At 61.2% G+C, this 19,743-nt stretch carries 21 protein-coding genes; 10 read left to right on the forward strand and 11 right to left on the reverse strand.

From position 1 onward, the window contains the following. Positions 1-16: 16 nt before the first annotated feature. The 6 genes from scpB to CV013_RS01275 form a co-directional block, all read right to left on the reverse strand. Positions 17-652, reverse strand: a complete 636-nt coding sequence (gene scpB / locus CV013_RS01250) for an SMC-Scp complex subunit ScpB (RefSeq protein ID WP_102153446.1) — start codon at positions 650-652, stop codon at positions 17-19. Next, positions 649-1,455: a segregation and condensation protein A gene (locus tag CV013_RS01255; RefSeq protein WP_102153447.1), complete on the reverse strand. Its 807-nt coding sequence runs from the start codon at positions 1,453-1,455 to the stop codon at positions 649-651. Before CV013_RS01255 ends, scpB begins: the two co-directional genes overlap by 4 nt. Continuing rightward, positions 1,452-2,468, reverse strand: coding sequence for a beta-N-acetylhexosaminidase (gene nagZ / locus CV013_RS01260; protein ID WP_102153448.1), 1,017 nt, complete (start codon positions 2,466-2,468; stop codon positions 1,452-1,454). Before nagZ ends, CV013_RS01255 begins: the two co-directional genes overlap by 4 nt. Before the next feature lie 99 nt (positions 2,469-2,567). Further along, complete coding sequence (locus tag CV013_RS01265) at positions 2,568-3,275, reverse strand: SPOR domain-containing protein (protein WP_190276565.1); 708 nt, start codon at positions 3,273-3,275, stop codon at positions 2,568-2,570. 2 nt (positions 3,276-3,277) lie between these two features. Then, positions 3,278-5,023: an arginine--tRNA ligase gene (argS, locus tag CV013_RS01270; RefSeq protein WP_102153450.1), complete on the reverse strand. Its 1,746-nt coding sequence runs from the start codon at positions 5,021-5,023 to the stop codon at positions 3,278-3,280. Between the two features lie 128 nt (positions 5,024-5,151). Then, positions 5,152-5,808: a hypothetical protein gene (locus tag CV013_RS01275; protein ID WP_102153451.1), complete on the reverse strand. Its 657-nt coding sequence runs from the start codon at positions 5,806-5,808 to the stop codon at positions 5,152-5,154. Positions 5,809-5,883: 75 nt separating this feature from the next. On the opposite strand from CV013_RS01275, the gene ispH reads away from it, so the two are divergent. From ispH to rnhA, 3 genes are read left to right on the forward strand one after another with little or no spacing between them, the layout of a single operon-like run. Next, positions 5,884-6,858 carry a 4-hydroxy-3-methylbut-2-enyl diphosphate reductase gene (gene ispH / locus CV013_RS01280; protein ID WP_102153452.1) on the forward strand — a complete coding sequence of 325 codons (975 nt, stop codon included), beginning with the start codon at positions 5,884-5,886 and terminating at the stop codon, positions 6,856-6,858. 15 nt (positions 6,859-6,873) lie between these two features. Then, positions 6,874-7,857, forward strand: coding sequence for a homoserine kinase (locus CV013_RS01285; RefSeq protein WP_102153453.1), 984 nt, complete (start codon positions 6,874-6,876; stop codon positions 7,855-7,857). 17 nt (positions 7,858-7,874) lie between these two features. Then, positions 7,875-8,318, forward strand: coding sequence for a ribonuclease HI (rnhA, locus tag CV013_RS01290; protein ID WP_102153454.1), 444 nt, complete (start codon positions 7,875-7,877; stop codon positions 8,316-8,318). Between the two features lie 133 nt (positions 8,319-8,451). Here the strand turns inward: rnhA and CV013_RS01295 are convergent, their stop codons facing one another. The 3 genes from CV013_RS01295 to CV013_RS01305 are packed head-to-tail and all read right to left on the reverse strand — an operon-like array spanning position 8,452 to position 10,698. Next, on the reverse strand, positions 8,452-8,628 hold the full coding sequence (locus tag CV013_RS01295) for a YegP family protein (protein ID WP_102153455.1): 177 nt from the start codon (positions 8,626-8,628) through the stop codon (positions 8,452-8,454). Between the two features lie 49 nt (positions 8,629-8,677). Continuing rightward, on the reverse strand, positions 8,678-9,796 hold the full coding sequence (locus CV013_RS01300) for an NAD(P)/FAD-dependent oxidoreductase (RefSeq protein ID WP_102153456.1): 1,119 nt from the start codon (positions 9,794-9,796) through the stop codon (positions 8,678-8,680). Continuing rightward, positions 9,793-10,698 (reverse strand): alpha/beta fold hydrolase, encoded by a 906-nt coding sequence (locus CV013_RS01305; protein ID WP_223805355.1) that lies wholly within the window; start codon positions 10,696-10,698, stop codon positions 9,793-9,795. The genes CV013_RS01300 and CV013_RS01305 overlap by 4 nt, the downstream gene beginning before the upstream one ends. A gap of 171 nt (positions 10,699-10,869) precedes the next feature. Here CV013_RS01305 and CV013_RS01310 point away from each other — a divergent pair, with 171 nt between their 5' ends. The 7 genes from CV013_RS01310 to CV013_RS01340 all read left to right on the forward strand — a co-directional run bounded on the left by CV013_RS01310 (position 10,870) and on the right by CV013_RS01340 (position 18,275). Then, positions 10,870-11,358, forward strand: a complete 489-nt coding sequence (locus tag CV013_RS01310; protein WP_102153561.1) for an A24 family peptidase — start codon at positions 10,870-10,872, stop codon at positions 11,356-11,358. Between the two features lie 87 nt (positions 11,359-11,445). Beyond that, positions 11,446-12,540, forward strand: coding sequence for a Flp pilus assembly protein CpaB (gene cpaB, locus CV013_RS01315; RefSeq protein WP_102153457.1), 1,095 nt, complete (start codon positions 11,446-11,448; stop codon positions 12,538-12,540). 64 nt (positions 12,541-12,604) lie between these two features. Further along, positions 12,605-14,251, forward strand: coding sequence for a type II and III secretion system protein family protein (locus CV013_RS01320; protein ID WP_102153458.1), 1,647 nt, complete (start codon positions 12,605-12,607; stop codon positions 14,249-14,251). Between the two features lie 16 nt (positions 14,252-14,267). Next, a complete protein-coding gene (locus CV013_RS01325; RefSeq protein WP_102153459.1) occupies positions 14,268-14,927 on the forward strand; it encodes a CpaD family pilus assembly protein in 660 nt (219 codons plus the stop codon). A gap of 1 nt (position 14,928) precedes the next feature. Then, the gene (locus tag CV013_RS01330) at positions 14,929-16,206 is read left to right on the forward strand and encodes a pilus assembly protein CpaE (RefSeq protein ID WP_102153460.1); all 1,278 of its coding nucleotides are present in this window, start codon (positions 14,929-14,931) and stop codon (positions 16,204-16,206) included. A 79-nt stretch (positions 16,207-16,285) separates the two neighbouring features. Continuing rightward, a complete protein-coding gene (locus tag CV013_RS01335; protein WP_102153461.1) occupies positions 16,286-17,257 on the forward strand; it encodes a type II secretion system F family protein in 972 nt (323 codons plus the stop codon). A 10-nt stretch (positions 17,258-17,267) separates the two neighbouring features. Beyond that, positions 17,268-18,275 carry a type II secretion system F family protein gene (locus CV013_RS01340; protein WP_102153462.1) on the forward strand — a complete coding sequence of 336 codons (1,008 nt, stop codon included), beginning with the start codon at positions 17,268-17,270 and terminating at the stop codon, positions 18,273-18,275. Positions 18,276-18,332: 57 nt separating this feature from the next. Here the strand turns inward: CV013_RS01340 and CV013_RS01345 are convergent, their stop codons facing one another. Together CV013_RS01345 and mtnP are read right to left on the reverse strand one after the other, a co-directional pair. Then, entirely contained in the window at positions 18,333-18,824 is a 492-nt protein-coding gene (locus CV013_RS01345; RefSeq protein ID WP_102153463.1) for a MarR family winged helix-turn-helix transcriptional regulator, read from the reverse strand. A 44-nt stretch (positions 18,825-18,868) separates the two neighbouring features. Beyond that, the gene (gene mtnP, locus CV013_RS01350; RefSeq protein WP_102153464.1) at positions 18,869-19,735 is read right to left on the reverse strand and encodes an S-methyl-5'-thioadenosine phosphorylase; all 867 of its coding nucleotides are present in this window, start codon (positions 19,733-19,735) and stop codon (positions 18,869-18,871) included. Positions 19,736-19,743 lie beyond the last annotated feature (8 nt).

Here is a 19,743-nt window from a genome sequence, read left to right on the forward strand (position 1 = left end):
CGAGGGTCAGTGCCAGTCAGGCTTTGTTATCATCGGTTTCTGGCGAATTGCCCCCGCCTTCATCCTCTTCGACACGGTCTTCACCATCCCCCATCAGCGCATCGAAAGCATCGTCCACCGGGTCCAGCAATCCCGCCGCTTTCAATTCATCGATACCCGGCAGATCACGCCGCGAACTCAAACCGAAGTGAGCAAGAAACTCGGCTGTCGTGGCATAGATTACCGGGCGGCCCGGCACTTCGCGCCTGCCCGCCACACGGACCCAGCCCGCCTCCATCAACACATCGAGCGTACCGGACGAAGTCTGCACCCCGCGAATCGATTCGATTTCCGCACGGCTGACCGGTTCGTGATACGCAACGATAGCCAGCACTTCGGTCGCTGCGCGTGATAAGCGCCGAACTTGCTCCCGTTCGCGGCGCAGAAGATGAGCGAGATCGGGCGCAGTCTGGAAATGCCAGCGTCGGTCGCGTTCCACCAGATGCACCCCGTGCCCTTGGTAGCGTGCGGCCAGTGCCTTCAACGCCTGCCGCACATCGGGCACCGCCAGATCGCCCAGATGCCCGGCGAGCGATTCGGGCGTCATCGGTTCTTCCGCAGCGAACAAAGTCGCTTCGATAGCGCGCTCAAGGTCGGCAGGCCGCTCGCTCATGCCGTCGCGGGCCTGCGAAGACGCAAAGGACCGAAGGTCTCATCCTGCGCCAGTTCGGCCCGCCCCAGTCGCGCCAGTTCCAGCGCGGCGACAAAGCTGCTGGCAAGCGCCGATTTGCGTAGTCGCGGTTCGGCATGAGGTGGAAGGAACTGGCGCAATTCGACCCATTCAAGCGTTACACCGAGCATCGCCGAAACCCGCTCCAGCGCCGAATCGAGCGTCATCACCGGTCGTTCGCGCACCATGTGCACCACCGGTGCGGTACGGGCGTTGACCACGCCATAAGCGCGGACCAGCGCGAACCAGTCGCACTGCCACGTCGTTTTGCGATCGGTCCGCAAACCTTCAGGTGCACCACGCAGGAATACATCGCGCCCAAGCCGGTCGCGAGCCATCAGCCGCGCCGCTGCTTCACGCATAGCGCCCAGTCGCTGAAGCCGTAATTGCAAGCGAAGCGCGAGTTCTTCCGGGCTTGGGTCTTCCTGCTCTTCCTTGGGCAGCAACAAAGCCGATTTCAGATAAGCGAGCCAGGCTGCCATCACCAGATAATCGGCCGCCAGTTCCAGCCGCAATGCCTCCGCCCGGTCGATATAGCCAAGGTACTGATCGACCAGTGCAAGAATCGAGATTTGGCGCAGATCGACTTTCTGACGCCGGGCAAGATCGAGCAACAGATCGAGCGGCCCTTCCCACCCGTCGAGTTCAAGATAGAGCGCGGTGTCTTCGCCTTGCGTTGCCGCCGGGCCGCCCCATTCGGCCGCATCACCTTCAACCGGGTCGAGAGGAAGGCGTGCCTCGTTCACACAGAGACCTCGGCCAGAGCCAGCAGTTCGTCCCGCGTGGCGAGCAACGCGCTCTTATCCGCCGCCTGCGCCTGCCCCACCCCTGCCAGTGCACGATCAAGTCGCTCTGCTGCAAGAGAGGTTATTTCCGGCAGGCACTCCGCAATCCCGACCATCTCATCCATTCTGGCCCAACAATTGAGCACCAGATCGCAACCGGCAACAATCGCGCGAGCGGACCGATCGGGGATCGATCCGTCGAGCGCTTCCATATCGATATCATCGGTGAGCAACAGGCCATCGAAGCCGATCCTGCCGCGGATAATCCGCTCAATCACAGTGGACGAAAGCGTTGCCGGATTTTCCGCGTCCCATGCGGTGAACAGCAGATGCCCGGTCATCCCCATCGGCGCCCAGTTGAGCGCCCGGAAGGGGGCGATGTCGGTTTCCAACTCTGCCTCACTGGCCGTAATCGTTGGCATTTCCTTGTGCGTATCGCACTGGCTACGGCCGTGCCCGGGCATATGTTTGATACAGCCCGCGACTCCGGCGTCGGCCAGCCCTTCCAGAATGGCGCGGCCCAATGCAGCAACGCGCATCGGCTCGCTGCCTAGCGCGCGATCACCGATCACGTCATGCGCGCCGGGTTGCCGCACATCAAGCGGTGGGTGGAAGTCCACGGTGATTCCCGCCTCGGCCAGTTCTATGCCCAACGCCTGCGCGTTGGCGCGGGCGGCAGCGATGGCCGATGATGGGGCGATTTCGTACAGCGCATCGAAAGCCGCGCCGGCAGGAAAGGGCGACCATTCCGGCGGACGCATTCGGGCCACCCGGCCCCCTTCCTGATCGATCCCGATAAACAGCTTTTCCCGCCCGTGGATGGCGCGCAATTCGTCTGTCAGCGCGCGAAGCTGGGATGGGTTTTGAACGTTGCGCCCGAACAGGACATATCCCGCCGGATCGGCCTGCGTGAAAAAGGCGCGCTCGTCAGCAGTCAGGGTGAGGCCGGATATCCCGAAAATCGCGGGTGTCATAAGAGCAAGCGTTGCAGGAAGAGGCGATTAAGGCAAGCGCCCGATTCACTGCAGTGTGGGAAACCCCCTCCTGCACAGGCGGGAGGGGGCACTACTGTTTCAGCGCTTCACCTGGCAGGCCACACCATCGGCTTTCAGCGCGGCGCACAAGGCGTTGGCCGCGGCAAGATCGCCCGGCACCGCCTGCAGGCGATAGATAGTGCCGATGTCGACTTTTCCTTCGATCACGCGGTGACGCACGCCGTTCAGTTTATCGGTCTGACGCATCAGGCTTGCCCAGCCCTCCTCTGCCAATGCCTTGCTGGAATAGGCACCCACCTGAACGCCGGGTCCGCTGACAGGCGCCGCTGCCGCTTCGCCGCCAGCCTTGCCATCTTCCTTCGCGCCAGCGGCCGATTTCACTGAATCATCGGTGGCGATGCGGCCTTCGGTTTTCTTCCCTTCACCCACCGACGGAGCGATGTCGCCAGTCCCTTCAAAAGTCTGGCCGCCGGGGTTCGCAGGCTTGACCTTGTAGTCACCTTCAGGTGCCTCGATAGTGGAACCATCGGGGACCAGTTCGGGATCGGGGCCGCGTTTGCCGAGCCACCAGATCAGACCGACCAGTACAGCCAACGCCAACAGCGCCAGCAGGGCAAAGCCGACGATACGGCCGGTATCGACCCCACCTTCCTCCTCGTAATCCTCATCCGATTCGAGCCAGGGCAACCGTTCATTATCGTCTGCGAAGGCCAGCTCTTCAGGTTTCCCGACAACGCTGCCTTCGTCGGGACCGATCGGCCGTTCTTCGTTATCGCCCCCCGCCATCATCACATCTCCTCAACCGCCTGCACACCAAGCAGTGCCAAGCCATTGTGCACTACTTGCCCGATCTGGCGCGCAAGGAAAAGCCTCGCGCCAGTAAGAGCCGGATCGTGTGCCACGATGAAGCGCTTTTCCGGCTCGTCATTGCCGAGGTTCCAGAAGGCGTGGAGCGCAGCCGCCAGATCGTAGAGATAGAACGCAATCCGGTGCGGCTCACGCGCGCTGGCCGCCGCCTCCACGATCCGCGGAAATTGCGCCGCCAGACGGACGAGAGCGATTTCCTCGCCCCCCAACCGGTCGAGTGCCGCAGGATCGGGTTTCAGTCCTTCGCCCGCAGCCTTGCGTAGCGTGGAGCTGATGCGGGCGTGGGCATACTGGACATAGAAAACAGGGTTGTCCTTGCTCGCTTCCACCACCTTGGCGAAATCGAATTCCATCTGGGCCTCAGGTTTGCGGGTCAGCATCGTGAAGCGGACTACGTCTTTGCCAACCTCTCGCACAACGTCGGCCAGGGTGACGAACGTGCCGGAGCGTTTGCTCATTTTCACCGGTTCGCCGCCGCGCATGAGCTGAACCATTTGTACCAGCTTGACATCAAAGGGAATTTCTTTCCCTTCGCCCTGTGCGAGAGCGGCGACGGCAGCCTTGATCCGCTTGACGGTGCCGGCGTGGTCCGCGCCCCAGATGTCGATCAGGGCATCGGCGGTTTCCGCCTTCTGCATGTGGTAAGCGAGATCGGCTCCGAAGTAGGTCCATTTGCCGTCGGATTTCCTGATCGGGCGATCCTGATCGTCGCCAAACCGGGTTGCGCGGAACAGTGGCAGTTCGACCGGTTCCCAGTCGTCGATCGTCTTGCCCTTGGGGGCTTCCAGCTGGCCATCGTAGACCAGATCGTGCGCGCGCAGCCATTTTTCTGCTTCTTCCGGCTTGCCTGCCGCCTGCAGCTCCGCTTCCGACGAGAACACATCGTGTTCGATGCCGAGCAGCACCAGATCGGCGCGGATCATATCCATCATCGCATGGACCGCGCGTTTGCGGAACAGTTCCAGCCATTCACTTTCGGGAGCGGCAGCAAACCGATCACCATATTCGGCGGCCAGCACTTTGCCGATTTCGACCAGATAGTCGCCGGGATAGAGCCCTTCGGGGATCGCACCGATATCTTCGCCCAGCGCTTCCCGGTAACGCAGATGAACCGACCGCGCGAGCACATCGACCTGCCCGCCTGCGTCGTTGACGTAATATTCGCGGATCACATCGTGCCCGGCGTATTCCAGCAATGCAGCCAGCGCATCGCCCACCACCGCACCGCGGCAATGGCCCATGTGCATCGGGCCAGTGGGGTTGGCCGAAACGTATTCGACGTTGACCCGCGTACCCTGCCCCATTTTCGAGCGACCGTAATCGGGACCAAGCGCTGCAATCGCCGTCAACTCGTCACGCCAGACCGAATCGGCCAGCCGCAGGTTGATGAAACCCGGCCCGGCAATCTCCGCACTTTCGACCGAAGGTTCGCGATTGAGATGTTCAACGATCTTTTCCGCCAGCGCGCGCGGATTGGTTGCGGCCTGTTTCGCCAGAACCATCGCGGCGTTGGTCGCCAGATCGCCATGCGATGGATCGCGCGGCGGTTCGACCGTGACATTCGCGGTAGAAACACCCGCTGGCAACGCACCCTCCATTTCGAGGGCGGACAGGACAGCAGCGATACGCGCGGCGAATGCGGCGTGGAGTGTGTGGACTTCGGACATGGTCGCGCGACTAGCCGAAATGACCGAAAGAGCAAGGTTCGCCTTGCCCGACCCAGCAAAACCGCCGCCGCCCTATCCCCTTGTCCTTACGCAAAAGGGATAGTCGGCAGACCTGAATTTTCAGTCGATCAGCGGCGCACGTTGTATGCGAGCTGTTCCGGCGTGAGCTGGAAACCGACCAGCAATTCGAACGTCGCCCGTTCGACTGCCGCCTTCACCGAAGGGGTGGACAGCGGATCGACTGCGGCATCGGGATCGCCCGCCTTACGCGGCTTGACGATTTCCTTGCGAATTTCGGCAGGCAATGTAGCGGCTGCACGATCGACAAAGGCCCCGGCCTGCGCTGTCGCCTGAGTGCGGGCCTGTCCATCGGCAAAATTGAGCGTGACTTCCCCGACTCGCTTGCTGACGACCGAATTGCCGCCACGAGTCACGACAGAGAAGAAGGGCAAAGTCACTTGCCGTGCACCCCGCGTATCGGTGCGGCTGGCAACCACCTGAAACGTGGCATTGGAATAAATCTTTTCCCCGGCGGTCGCTTCGTCGCAAGTGGACCGGACATCGGTGATCGCAGCGCTGACATCGATATTGTTCGCCGTTTGCGCGCCTGCACTACGGAATGTCGTGATATCGCCTGTGTAATCAGGCACGCCCACTGCCGGGCATGGGGTACGGATGGCCGTGATCCCGACACCGTCGGACAACACGAGGTCCCCTCCGCGCTTGCAGCCGGCGAGCGCGGCCCCCATCATGAGAATGGTCAGGAGGCGATAGCGAGCGATCATGTCTGTTACGTTCCCAATTCAATCTGTCGTAACACGCCCTAGCGGCGCATACGCCGAAGCGCTAGGGGCCAGAGGATGAACGCGCCATTGCAAAATCCGCCCGCCGATCAAATGCGCCAGCCGCTGACCGTGCTGATTGCCGCACCGCGCGGCTTCTGCGCCGGGGTGGATCGGGCGATCGAGATCGTCGAACGGGCGATCGATCGTTATGGCGCGCCGGTCTATGTCCGCCACGAAATCGTCCACAACCGATTTGTCGTCGATGCTCTGAAAGCGAAAGGCGCGATCTTCGTCGAAGAACTGGACGAAGTGCCGGACGACGCGCCCGTGGTGTTCAGCGCCCACGGCGTGCCCAAAGCGGTCCCGTTGGAAGCAACCCGGCGGGGGCTCGAATGGCTCGACGCGACTTGTCCCCTGGTTAGCAAAGTGCACCGTCAGGCCGAACGCCAGATCGAATCCGGCCGCCATATCGTGTTTATCGGCCATGTCGGCCACCCTGAAGTGATCGGCACGATGGGTCAGGTTCCCGATGGTTCGATCACGCTGGTCGAAACGGTGGAAGATGTGGCAGACTTGCCGTTCCCGCAGGATATGGCGCTTGCGTTTCTGACGCAGACCACCCTGTCGGTCGACGATACGGCCAAAGTGGTGGCAGCGCTGAAGGAACGCTATCCGCATATCGTTGGGCCGAAGGCGGAAGATATCTGCTACGCCACATCCAATCGGCAGGCCGCGGTCAAACAGATCGCACCGGGCAGCGATCTGGTTCTGGTGATCGGTGCACCCAATTCATCCAACTCGCTTCGCCTGGTCGAAGTGGCGAAGCGATGCGGAACCGACGCCCACCTGATCCAGCGAGCAACCGACATCCGACCCGAATGGCTCGATGGCGTGGGCACAGTTGGCCTTACAGCGGGCGCTTCGGCACCCGAAACGCTGGTACGCGAAGTGGTGGACCGGCTGGCCGAATGGCGCGAAGTGGAAGAACACACCCTCGTTTCCGCCGAGGAAAAGATGGTTTTCAAGCTGCCCCGCCAGCTCGTCGGCTAACCGGGCAAGACTTTCATGGCTGTTTACACCCATCTGGGCGCAGAAGATCTCGCCTCTCTGATCGCCACTTACGATGTGGGCGAACTTGTTTCCGCGAAAGGTATCGCGGAAGGAGTCTCGAACTCCAACTGGCTGATCGAAACGACCGGAGCCGACGGTACGGGCGCACGATTTATTCTGACGATGTACGAACGACGGATCGAACTGGACGATCTGCCTTTCTTCCTCGGCCTGCTCGATCATCTGTCTGCCCACGGCGCGCCTGTGCCGCGCACAATTCACTGTCGCGACGGTGATGCCTATCAGTTGATCGATGGCAAGGCGGTGGCGCTGATCGAATTCCTGCCGGGCGTATCGGTGGATCAGCCCACACCCGCACAGGCACGGGCCGTGGGTGCCGCGCTGGCTGAAATGCACCGCGCCGCGCACGATTTTCCAATGGAACGCCCCAACACACTCGACATCGGGGAAAGCCTGCGTGTGTTGCAACATTGCGGCGGCAATGCGCTGGCGACAGTCGATCCTGCATTGCCCGAGATGATCGACCATGCCGCACGACTGAGCGCTGCCTGGCCGCAAGGCTTGCCACAGGCGGTGTGCCATACCGATCTGTTCCCGGACAACGTGTTGATGCGTGGCAGCAGCGTAACCGGCATGATCGATTTCTATTTCGCCTGCACCGATGCAATGGCTTACGACATTGCAGTCACACACGCGGCGTGGAGCTTCGATAAAAGTGGTGGCCGGTTCGATCCGGCCATCGGGCGCGCCTTGCTTGCCGGATATGAGTCGGTTCGCTCTCTCGACCCGGTGGAACGGCGGAGCTTGCCGGTACTGGCGCAAGGGGCATGTCTGCGCTTCGTCGCCAGTCGGGCGGAAGACTGGCTGGAAACGCCCGTCGATGCACTGGTGACGCGCAAAGATCCGATGGATTACGTTCGTCGGCTCCACTTCTACGCCGAAGCGGGCGATAACCCCTTCCATCCGGCAGCAGATTGAGCCACGCCGAGCCGACTATGAAACACGTTGAAATATTCACCGATGGCGCGTGCAAAGGCAATCCCGGCCCGGGCGGCTGGGGCGCTTTGTTGCGAATGGGGCCTCATGAGAAGGAACTGTCGGGCGGAGAGGCCGATACGACCAACAACCGCATGGAAATGACCGCCGTAATCCGCGCGCTGGAAGCGTTGATCGAACCGTGCGAGATTTCACTCTATTCCGACAGCAAATATGTGATCGACGGGATCACCAAATGGGTCGATGGCTGGCAGAAGCGCGGCTGGATCAATGCCAGCAAGCAGCCCGTCCGTAATAAGGATTTGTGGCACGAACTGATTGCCGCGACCAAATCGCACCAGATCGAATGGAACTGGATCCGCGGGCATTCGGGCCACCCCGAAAATGAACGCGTGGATCAACTAGCTGTTATCGCGGCGGAAAAGGCCGCAGCAGGCGAATAAAAAACCCTCTCCCACAAACGGGGGAGAGGGTTTGAAATCGGGGATTTGCGGAGACGGAACAGTGCCCGCCACTCAGCCCGCAAGGTAGCACGCGACCGGCCCCCTCTCTCCCTTTAATGGAAGAGAGCGCCGATCAGCTTTCGTCTACGGTTTCTGCATCCGGGCCATTTTTCTTGATCGATTCGATGGCGTTCTTGGCATTCGCCTTCGAGCTGTAGCCTTCGGTCCAGAAAATCGGCTCGGCATTGTACATGAAGTAAGCTACGAATTCGCCAGCCTTATTCTTCTTAATCTTAAAATGATGCGCCATCTGGCCACCTCCTTTACAGGTTAAGTTCAATCGGCAGCCTAGCTTCTGGTTAACGAGAGTCCAGTACGAACCGCGCCGGATCGTATAACGCCGCGTCGATCGCCTGAGTCAGTTCGTCCCGCTCAGCACCCAGCAACAGTTGCGCGCCCAGCCGGGCCGCTGCCGGTGCCGTCTGGATGCCAAATCCCCCCTGCCCCGCGAACCAGAAAAAACCCGGCATTGTGGGATCGAAGCCATAGACCGGGGCGCGATCGGGAGCAAAACTGCGTAAGCCCGCCCATTTGCGATCCACCCCCAGCACCCGCCAGTCAACCACGTGTTCGAACCGGTCGATGGCCTGCGCCACCGCCAGTTCTTCCGGGGCGGCATCGCATGGGGGCGACGGTTCTTCGTCATGCGGGCTCAGCCACAAACGGCCGCTTTCGGGCTTGAAATAGAACTGGCCGGAAATGTCGAGCACCAGCGGCAGATCGACCGGCAGAAGCGGGTCTGTGCGAAGCTGTACCACAGTGCGCCGCAATGGCTGGATATCCAATGCGGCGGCACCGGCCATCCGGGCCACATTATCCGCCCACGCCCCGGCGGCATTCACCAGAATGCGCGCGCGCAATGTATCGCCGTGCTCGGTGGTAATGTGCCACAAGTCGCTGACCCTCTGTGCTTGCGAAACGCGGGCGCGGTTACGCTGCTCCACTCCGCCCTGTCGGGCTGCGGCGAGGTAATGCTGATGCACCCCCGCCACGTCGATATCGGCGCATGCTTCTTCCCACAAAGCCATGCACCATTCGGGGCGCAAGCCGGGCAGGTGCCGCTCGATGCTCGCACGGTCGAGACGTTCGATAGAAACGCCACTGTTGGCAAAGCGCGCCACGAATGCATCCATCGCCGCGCTGTCTTCCGCTCTGCCAATATAGAGCGCACCGCGCGGCGTCAGAAACCCGTGTTCGCGCAACCATGTGCCCGATGGCAGAGTGAGTGGCACGATCTCGGGCCCGCCATAGCATTCTTCCCAGAATGCCGCCGAACGGCCCGTGGTGTGATAACCCGGACGATCCTCCGCCTCCAGCATCACAATCGCCCCGCCACCGAGTTGCGCCAGTTCCGCCGCGATGCTGGCCCCGGCCATTCCGGCCCCGACCACTGCGATATCGTAGATGTCTTCGTTCACTGCCCTGTTGCGATCCCGTCGAGAAATGAGTCGATTGCGCCAAGCGCTCTGTCGCGCACAGGGTCGGCTTCACGCAATAGTTCGTGGCTTGCCTCGTCGCCAAACACGACCAGCTGACAGTGCGGCATTCGTGCGGCGGCAGTTTCGATTGCTCCAAAATCGACCAGCTTGTCTGCTGTCGTCGCCACAACGATAGTCGAAGTGGTCACGCTTTCCAGCACGCCGGGCGCATACAACCGCCGCATGGAGGCATATCCCCGCTCGACCCAACCCCAGCTACCCGGTCCCATCACCAGTTCGGGCCGCTGTTCACGCCACCATATTTCATCGGCATAGCGTTCGCGGTCGTGAGTCAGCAGCAGTTCGCGCCCTTGCGGCACTTCGCCGGGCTTCTCGCTCCATTTCCATGCAGGCCGCCGTGCATCGCCCAGCGATTTCATCAGGCGGGCCGCAACATGCATTACACCGACTGGCAACGGCCCGATGAAACCCAGCATCGGTGCCGACAGCACCAGCCCATCGGGCGCCACCCGCTTGTCCGCCACCGCGCGCAAGACCAAATGCCCACCCATCGAATGCCCGGCCAGCAGATGCGGCCCCGGCGTTTCCGCACACCAGCGATCCCACAGCACCCCAAGATCAGCAATCCATGTGCCGAAATCGTCGATATGGCCAGTGACCGCATCTTTGCCTAACCGACCGGAACCCGCTTGCCCGCGCCAGTCCGAAGCAGTGACGTGCCAGCCCATGTCATGCCAGTGAGCCAGCGTTTCGAGGTACTTTTCGTAAAAGTCGCCCCGCCCCGGCATGAACAGGATGGAACCGCGCGGAGCGGCATCGCCTGTGCCGGGCTGCGCCCAGTCGATCCGCCGAACCGCGTGGCCATCGGCAGTATGCCACACGCTTTCCTTCGCGTCCGCGGGGATCGCACGGCGATCAAACGCTTTACCGGCACCGGAGCGGCCCGATCGTGCTTTATCGAACTGGCTAATCGCATCCCTCCGATCTTGGTTACTATTTGGTAAGCACTCGCCTGTAGCAACGACCCTCGACGGGGAACCTTGGGGGCTTCGATGCTTACGGAATACATTCACTACGGACTGCTGGCAGCATTGGCAATCGCACTGCTGATTGCTGCGTTCACCGATTGGCGCAGCCGCAAAATCGGCAACTGGCTGAACGCCACGATTGCGCTGGGCGCGCCATTATTCTGGTGGGCCGGCGGCCTGACGCTATGGCCCGAAGTCGCCACGCAGATTGGCATCGCGATCGCCACATTTGCCGTTCTTTCTGTGCTGTTTGCGCTGAAATGGATGGGCGGCGGCGATGTGAAATTGCTGACCGCGCTGGCGCTGTGGATCGAGCCGACGTGGTTCCTCAAACTGCTTATCATGATGGCGCTGCTTGGCGGAGCTCTCACGCTGGCAATGGGTGCTTGGCATATCGCGCGCCGCCAGCGGGATCGGCTGGCCATTCCATATGGTGTCGCGATTTCCGCTGCGGGCCTGTGGGTGCTCAGCGCTCACTACCTGCCGATCGCCCAATCTGCCCTGGCAAGTTGAACCTGATTTTAACCATTCGAGTCTTAATGATCGAAAATATACCCGCCCACATTTCAGGGCGTTGGTCATGAGGGGGCTATAATAGCCATGGACAGTAAAAAGCTGGTTTTGCTCGTTGGTGCTCTGGTGATCGCGATTGCGACCGCTCTGATGGCGCGCAGCATGTTCGCGGGGGCACCTGCACCGCAGGCAGAGGCCGCCGCCAAAACACCGACCGGGCCGAAGGTGCTCGTCGCGCAGCGTGTGCTGCCCACGGGCACGATCGTCACTGCAGATGCCATCGGTTTCCAGCAATGGCCGAAGGAACTCGTCAAGGATGCCTATTTCATCGATGGCGAATCCGACGTTTCCAAACTGCTCGGCACTGTCGTCCGGTTCCCGATCACCGCTGGTGAGCCCGTCACACAGGGTTCGCTGGTAAAACCCGGCGACCGTGGTTTTCTCGCTGCCGCACTTGGGCCGGGAATGCGGGCCGTCACTGTCCCGGTATCCGACAATACCGGCGTCGCAGGCTTCGTATTCCCCGGTGACCGGGTCGATCTGGTGCTCACACAGACAGTCAAAGGTGACGGTGAAGGCAGCAGCCTGAAGGCATCGGAAACCATTTTGCGTAACCTGCGCGTGCTGGCCACCGACCAGTCGACCACGCAAGACACTGTCGATGGGAAAACACAGGTCAAAGGGTTTCGCACCGTCACGCTGGAAGTAACGCCCAAGATCGCGGAAAAGGTCGCCGTCGCGCAGACCATCGGCACAATCAGCCTGTCTCTGCGCTCGATCGCTGACAATCAGTCTGAACTCGACTCGGCAATCGCGTCGGGCAAAGTCAAAATTCCGGACAACGCCACGCCGCAGGAAGAAGAACGTCTGCTGGCGAAAGCAGCCAGCTCGCCCAGCGATGGCCCGTCGACGTATCAGACCGGCGGTGACGTGTCGCGCTTCCAGCGCCGCACGATGCCCGCCGCAAGGCCCGATCCGAACCAGATGATGGTGCAGAATGGGAACGGCACAACCACCACCGTGGTGCAGCGCCCATCGGGACCGTCAGTCCGGGTTACTCGCGGCAAGAATACTTCGAGCGTGACGATCTCGCGCAGCACCGGTCAGGTGATCGATACTCAGGCCGAAGCCATGGGCAACGGCGGGCAGGCAGTCGCCGGCACGCTGGGCGCCTATCCATAAGGATTGCACGATGAACGCCACGCATTCCATTCCCGGTTTCGGATTTCACACGAGGGGCAAAGCTATGAAACGCCGCCTTATTTCTTCTCTGCTGATTGCCGGTGCCGCCGCGCTCCCGCTGGTGGGCCTGCCCGCTGCACCTGCCGAGGCACAGAGCACTGTATCGCCCAGCCGCAGCATCAACCTGTCGATCGGACGGGGGGAACTGATCAATATTCCGGGCACTATGTCCGATGTATTTGTCGCGAACGACAGCATTGCGGACGTACAGATCAAATCCGCCCGCCAGCTGTACCTGTTCGGCAAATCCGGCGGTGTGACCACTGTATATGCCAGCAACAAAGCAGGCGATGTGATCTGGTCTGCCGACATACGGGTAGGATCGAACATCGACAGCGTCGATCAGATGCTGGCGCTGGCCATGCCAGAGGCCAAGATTTCGGTTGCCACTATGGGGACGGAAACATTTCTGCTGACCGGCACAGTCGCCGCACCCGAAGATGCAGCGGAGGCCGAACGGCTGGTGCAGGCATTCGTCGGCGATAAAGCCAATGTCATCAGCCGCCTGAAAACCGCAACGCCGTTGCAGGTCAACCTGCAGGTCAAGTTCGCAGAAGTCAGCCGCTCGCTGGTGCGCGAACTGGGCGTGAACCTGAAGACCATCGACAGCACCGACGGTTTCCAGTTCGGTATCGGTCGCGGGCGTGAAGGCTTCTCCCCCAATCAATATGCCGGCCCCGGTCAGACGCTGGGCATGGGCCAATCGGTCAAGATAACCGTTCCCGATCCGACCGATCCGACCAAGATGATCCAAGTGGACGGTTCCTCGATCAAGCCGATCACAGGCGGATCAACGCTGGGTGCCGCAGGCCGCCTGTTCGGTCTCGACATTATCGGGGCGCTCGATCTGGCAGAGCGAGTCGGTCTGGTCACCACGCTATCGCAGCCTAACCTGACCGCACTGTCGGGTGAAACCGCGGACTTCCTGGCCGGTGGCGAATTCCCGATCCCGATCAGTCAGGGTCTGGGTTCGACATCGGTCGAATATCGTAAATACGGCGTCAGCCTTGCTTACACACCAACGGTTCTCGCCAACGGACGCATTTCGCTGCGGGTTCGCCCTGAAGTGTCGGAACTGTCGAGCCAGGGCGCTGTGACATTGGGCGGGTTCCAGATCCCGGCGCTGACCGTGCGCCGCGCCGAAACCACCATTGAACTGGGTTCGGGCCAAAGCTTCATGATCGCTGGCCTGATGAGCACTAACGCACAGAACTCTCTCGAAAAGGCACCGGGTCTGGGCGATGTGCCGATCCTTGGCAATCTGTTCCGTTCGACCTCGTTCCGTAACGGCGAGACAGAGCTGGTGATTATCGTCACCCCCTATCTCGTCAATCCGGTGAACGGCAACGAAATCAAGCTGCCAACCGATGGATATCAGTCCGCCAACGAACTGCAACGCTACCTCGGGATGCAGGATAATGACGGCAAATCCGGCGCCGCCGGTCAGCGCCCGGGCCCCACGCTCGGCAATGGCAGCGGGCAGACACCTGACGCGGAAATCTCGCAACTGGAAGCAATGCTGCCGACGCTGAGAGCTGCCGAACAGGCTCAGACACGCGGCAAGCAAGCCAAAAGCGACCGCAAGAAGAGCAAGCGCGACAAGCAACGCACCGCCAATGCCGGCGATGTGAAGCCTGGCTTCAGCTTCTAAGGAAAAGGTGAGACCGATGACCAACACCCTGAACCGCAAACTTGCCGGTGCCGTCGCCCTCACTCTGGGCCTTTCGCTCGCTGCCTGCGGCGGTATGCCGCAGAACCGCTCGCTTTATTCGACGAAACAACCAGTGGTTGAGCGGACGAATTTCACCTTCGATGTCGCTACCGGATACGATGGCCTCTCGATCCCCGAACAACAGCGGCTCGCCGGTTGGTTCGATGCGATGGAACTGCGCTACGGCGACCGTGTTTCGATCGACGATCCGCAGGCCAACGGCGCCACGCGCGATGCCATCGGGCAACTCGCGGCGCGCCACGGCATCCTGCTGAGCAACGGTGCACCGGTCACGACCGGCGCTGTGCCGATGGGCACCGCACGGGTAGTGATCACCCGTTCCACCGCACACGTTCCCGGCTGCCCCGACTGGTCTGCCAAGAGCGACGCGAACTACAACAACGCCACGTCGCCCAATTATGGCTGTGCAACCAACAGCAATCTCGCCGCGATGGTCGCCAACCCGGAAGACCTGATCAGCGGTCAGGCCAGCACGGGCGACACGACCATTATGAGCTCGAACAAGGCAATCGACACCTATCGCAAGAAAGCGCCGACCGGCGCAGGCGACCTCAAATCGAGTGGCACAGGCGGTAGCGGCGGAGGGAGCAACTGACATGAACGCACCATGGAAACCCAATGCAGGCGGACGCGATCCTTTTGCCGCGTTCATATGCGACGACTCTGCACTCGATACGTTGCGCCCGGTCGTGATCGAAATGGGCTGGCAGCCGGAAAAATGCGCCAAAGGCGGCTTGCGTAATGCCGTCCAGTCGTTGTCGGTATCGGCCAGCCCTAACATTCTGATGGTCGATCTGTCCGAAAGCGGCGATCCGCTGAACGATATCAACGCCCTTGCCGAGGTTTGCGAGCCCGGCACAGTCGTGATCGCAGTCGGTCAGGTGAACGATGTCCGCCTCTATCGCGACCTGCTTTCCAGCGGGATCCACGATTACCTGCTCAAACCTCTTTCGACCGGGCAGATTCGCGATTCGCTGACGCAGGCACAGGCCGTCTTCTCGGCTCCGAAGACTACTGACGGGGATGTTGCCAAGCGGCATATTTCCACGGCAATCGTCGGCACCCGCGGCGGGGTCGGGTCATCGACGCTGGCAACATCGCTGGCATGGCTGTTTTCGACCGATCACAAATTGCCGACCGCGCTGCTCGACCTCGACGTGCACTTCGGGACCGGCGCGCTGGCACTCGATCTCGAACCGGGTCGCGGGCTGACCGATGCGATCGACAACCCCAGCCGGATCGACGGGCTGTTCATCGAACGCGCAATGATCCGCGCAAACGACAATCTCGCGATCCTTTCGGCGGAAGCACCGATCAATGCCCCGCTGATGACCGATGGCAGCGCATTTCTTCAGCTGGAGGAGGAATTCCGCCAGGCATTCGAAATGACAGTCATCGATCTGCCGCGGAACATGCTGATCAACTTCCCGCACTTGCTGGCAGACGTGAATGTCGTGGTTCTGGCTACCGAACTGACGCTGGCCAGCGCACGCGATGCGATCCGCATTCTGAGCTGGTTGAAGACCAATGCCGCCCACGCACAGCCGCTGATCGTGACCAACAAAGTTCAGCCGGGCATGGCCGAAATCAGCAAGGCCGACTTCGAAGCGTCTATCGAATGCCCGATCGACTTTATGATCCCTTTCGACAGCAAGGCCGCCGCGAACGCCGCGAAACTGGGGCAGACTTTTGTCGAAGCCAATCGCAACAGCAAGGCCACAGCAGCAATCCGGCAGTTGGCGGAACGCGTGATCGGCAGCGGCGACACAGAGGCCGCAGAGGGAACTGGCGTTTCCAAAAAGTCGCTGCTCGGCAGCCTCGATCTCAAAGGGCTGCTGGCGAAGAAAGCGAAACCGGCAAAGGTCGACGCATGAGGCATCGCGGCGCACCGGTCCTGTCCGTTGCGCCGCGGGCCCGGCGAACACAATCGGTCAGCAATAAGCGAGAATACCGATGAATGTAGTGCAGCTTCTGATGTTGGCAGTCGGCCTCATGGCAACCTTTGGGCTTGCCTATGCCGCGTTCTCCGGGCCCTCCCCGGCGAAAGAAGGCACTCGCCGTCTGGAAGCCGTCCGCTATCGCCATTCCGAAAGTACGGACGCAAAGGTCGAATCGCAGCTTAAGAAAGCCATCGCTGCGCGTAAGCCCAAGATGCACAAGGTCGCTGGCTCCGGCTCAAAAATCGAAGCACTCGCGGTGCGGCTCGACCGGACCGGCAAGAAATGGACCATCTCGCAGTATCTCTATGCATCGCTGGGCATTGCCCTTGCGTTTGCCGTTATCATGTATCTGCGAACCGGCGCGCTGATGCTGTCGCTGGCTATCGGTATGTGCATCGGTGCCGGTATCCCGCATCTGGTGGTGAACTTCCTCATCAAACGACGGACCAATGCGTTTAATGCCAAGTTTCCCGATGCCATCGAACTGCTGGTTCGCGGCTTGCGATCCGGCCTGCCGGTCACTGAAACGCTGACTGTCGTCGCACAGGAAGTGCCCGGCCCTGTCGGCATCGAATTCAAGGGCATCGTGGAACGCATTCGCATTGGCCGAACGATGGAGGAATCGCTTCAGGAAACAGCCGACAGGCTGGGCATTCCCGAATTCAATTTCTTCTGCATCACTCTGGCGATTCAACGCGAGACCGGGGGCAATCTGGCGGAAACGCTGTCGAACCTTGCCGACGTGTTGCGGAAACGGGCGCAGATGAAGCTGAAGATCCGGGCGATGAGCTCTGAATCGAAGGCCTCGGCATATATCGTGGGTGCCCTGCCGTTCCTGGTTTTCGTGATGATCTGGTGGATCAACCCGGAATATGTTGGCGGCTTTTTCACCGAAGATCGCCTGATCGTGGCCGGCCTTGGCGGGCTGATCTGGATGTCGATCGGGGTGTTCATCATGGCCAAGATGGTCAGCTTCGAGATCTGAGGACGCGGTAATGATCAACAATGCACCCGGTCCGACCCTTCTCGGCGTCGATGTCATGTTCGTCGGCACAATCCTTGCCGGGGTTGCCGCCATGATGGTGATGCTGGCGATTTATGCCGCGATCACAGTCAAAGACCCGATGACAAAGCGCGTGAAGGCTCTCAACGAGCGGCGCGACGAGCTGAAATCGGGCATCGTTACCGCGAACGCCCGCAAGCGGCAGAGCCTCGTCCGCAAGACCAACCAGACCGAGAAGGTCAAGGAAACGCTGTCGAGCATGAAAGTGCTGCAGCAAAGCCAGATCGAAGTGATCCAGCAGAAACTGGCATGGGCCGGATACCGTAACAAGGAACTGGCCGTGTTCGTGATTTTCGCGCGCATGGTCATTCCCATTACGCTGGGCGTACTTGCATTTCTGGTGTTCTACGTTTCCAGCATGTTCCCCGAATGGGGCAGCATGAAGCGTCTGCTGGCGCTGACCGCTGCGGTGGGCCTTGGGTACAAGCTGCCCGAACTGTTTCTGCAGAACAAGGCGACCAAACGCACCGACGCGATCCGCAAGGGGTTGCCCGATGCGCTCGACCTGCTGGTGATCTGCGCCGAAGCCGGTCTGACGGTCGATGCGGCGTTCAACCGTGTCGCTAAGGAACTGGGCCGCGCCTATCCCGAACTGGGTGACGAATTTGCCCTGACCGCCATCGAACTGTCGTTCCTCAACGAACGCAAGCAGGCGTTCAACAACCTTGCCTATCGCGTGAACCTCGAAGCGGTCAAAGGCGTGGTGACGACAATGGTGCAGACCGAACGATACGGCACTCCGCTGGCGTCGGCTCTGCGTGTGCTATCGGCGGAATTCCGCAATGAACGGATGATGCGCGCCGAGGAGAAGGCAGCACGTCTGCCGGCGATCATGACTGTGCCGCTGATTTTGTTCATCCTGCCGGTACTGTTCATCGTCATTCTTGGCCCGGCGGCCTGCTCGATCGGCGATGCCTTCGCCGCGAACAGCGCCCAGTAATCAACTGCATGGCGGGGCTGGCTCTGGGCCGGCCCCGTTCGTGGGGGCAGCATCCGATCAGGTGGGATCTTCCATCGTGTCGGGCATCGTATCGGGATCGAGTTCGCCCGCCGCTTCACGCACACGGGCGAGCAGATGGCGGAAGCTTTCCTGCTCCGCATCGGTAAAGCTGGCGAACAGCTTCCCCTCCATCTCCAGCGCCAGCGGCATGATGCGCCCGTGCATTTCGCGCCCGGCATCGGTCAGCGCCAGATGGTGCGATCTGCCATCGGCCGCATTGGCGCGGCGCAGCACCAGTTTGCGGTCTTCCAGTTCGCGGCATGCGCGGTTGACGGCAACCTTGTCCATCAATGTGGCCGAAGTCAGTTCGCGCTGAGTCATGTCGCCTGCATCGCCCAGCACGGCCATCACCCGCCATTCGGCGATACGCAGACCGAAACGCGCGCGATACACTTCCGCCACACGCGTGCTGACGGCATTGGATGACACCGACAGAAGGTACGGCAGAAAATCCGCCAGGCGGGTGTTGGCTGCTTCAGATTCTCCCATGATTTTCGTTACTAGGGAAACCAACGCGCTTGGCAAGTGGGCGCTCAGCGCAATACACGTTTAGCTATCGCGTCGAGCTGCGTAATAATCTTCCATTCGCGGGCATCCGGGGCTGTAGCCAGCGCTCCGTCCAGTGCCGTATCGGCAGGCACCGGCGCGCGATCTTCCGGCAGACGGCCTGCAAGCGCCACCATCGCCGCGCGCGCAGTGGCTGCATTGGCTTTCATCGTGGCGAACACATCGGCCGCTTCGACTCCAGCCGCTTCGTCCCGCCAGGCATCGTAATCGGTCACCATGCCCAGCACAGCGTATGGCAGTTCCGCTTCGCGTGCCAGCCGCGCTTCGGGCATGGCAGTCATGCCGATCACATCGGCACCCCACTGGCGGTAAAGGCGGCTTTCTGCCCGAGTGGAGAACTGCGGCCCTTCAATCGCGATATAGCACCCGCCACGATGGACCTCTGCCCCCGCCGCCTGCGCCGCATCGGCCGCCAGTGCAGACAGCCGGGCACAGACCGGGTCGGCCAGCGACACATGCGCCACCATGCCGGCCCCGAAGAAGCTGCGTTCACGCCCCTCGGTGCGGTCGATGAACTGGTCGACTGCCACGAAATGCCCCGGCGCCATCTCTTCGCGCAACGAGCCGATGGCCGATAGAGAGACGACATCGGTCACACCGCACCGTTTCAGCACATCGATATTGGCGCGGTAATTCACCGAGGAGGGGGAGAACCGATGCCCTGCCCCATGCCGCGACAGAAAGGTGAAGCGCACCCCGCCCAGCTTGCCGGTCGTAACCGGGCCGGACGGTTCACCGAAAGAGGAGGACACGGCAATCTCCTGCCCATCCTCCAGATCGAGGCCGTCGTACAGGCCCGATCCGCCGATCACTCCGATATGCCATGCGTCCATTTGCGATA

The organism is Tsuneonella flava, assembly GCF_002870965.1.
GTDB classification, from domain to species: Bacteria; Pseudomonadota; Alphaproteobacteria; order Sphingomonadales; family Sphingomonadaceae; genus Tsuneonella; species Tsuneonella flava.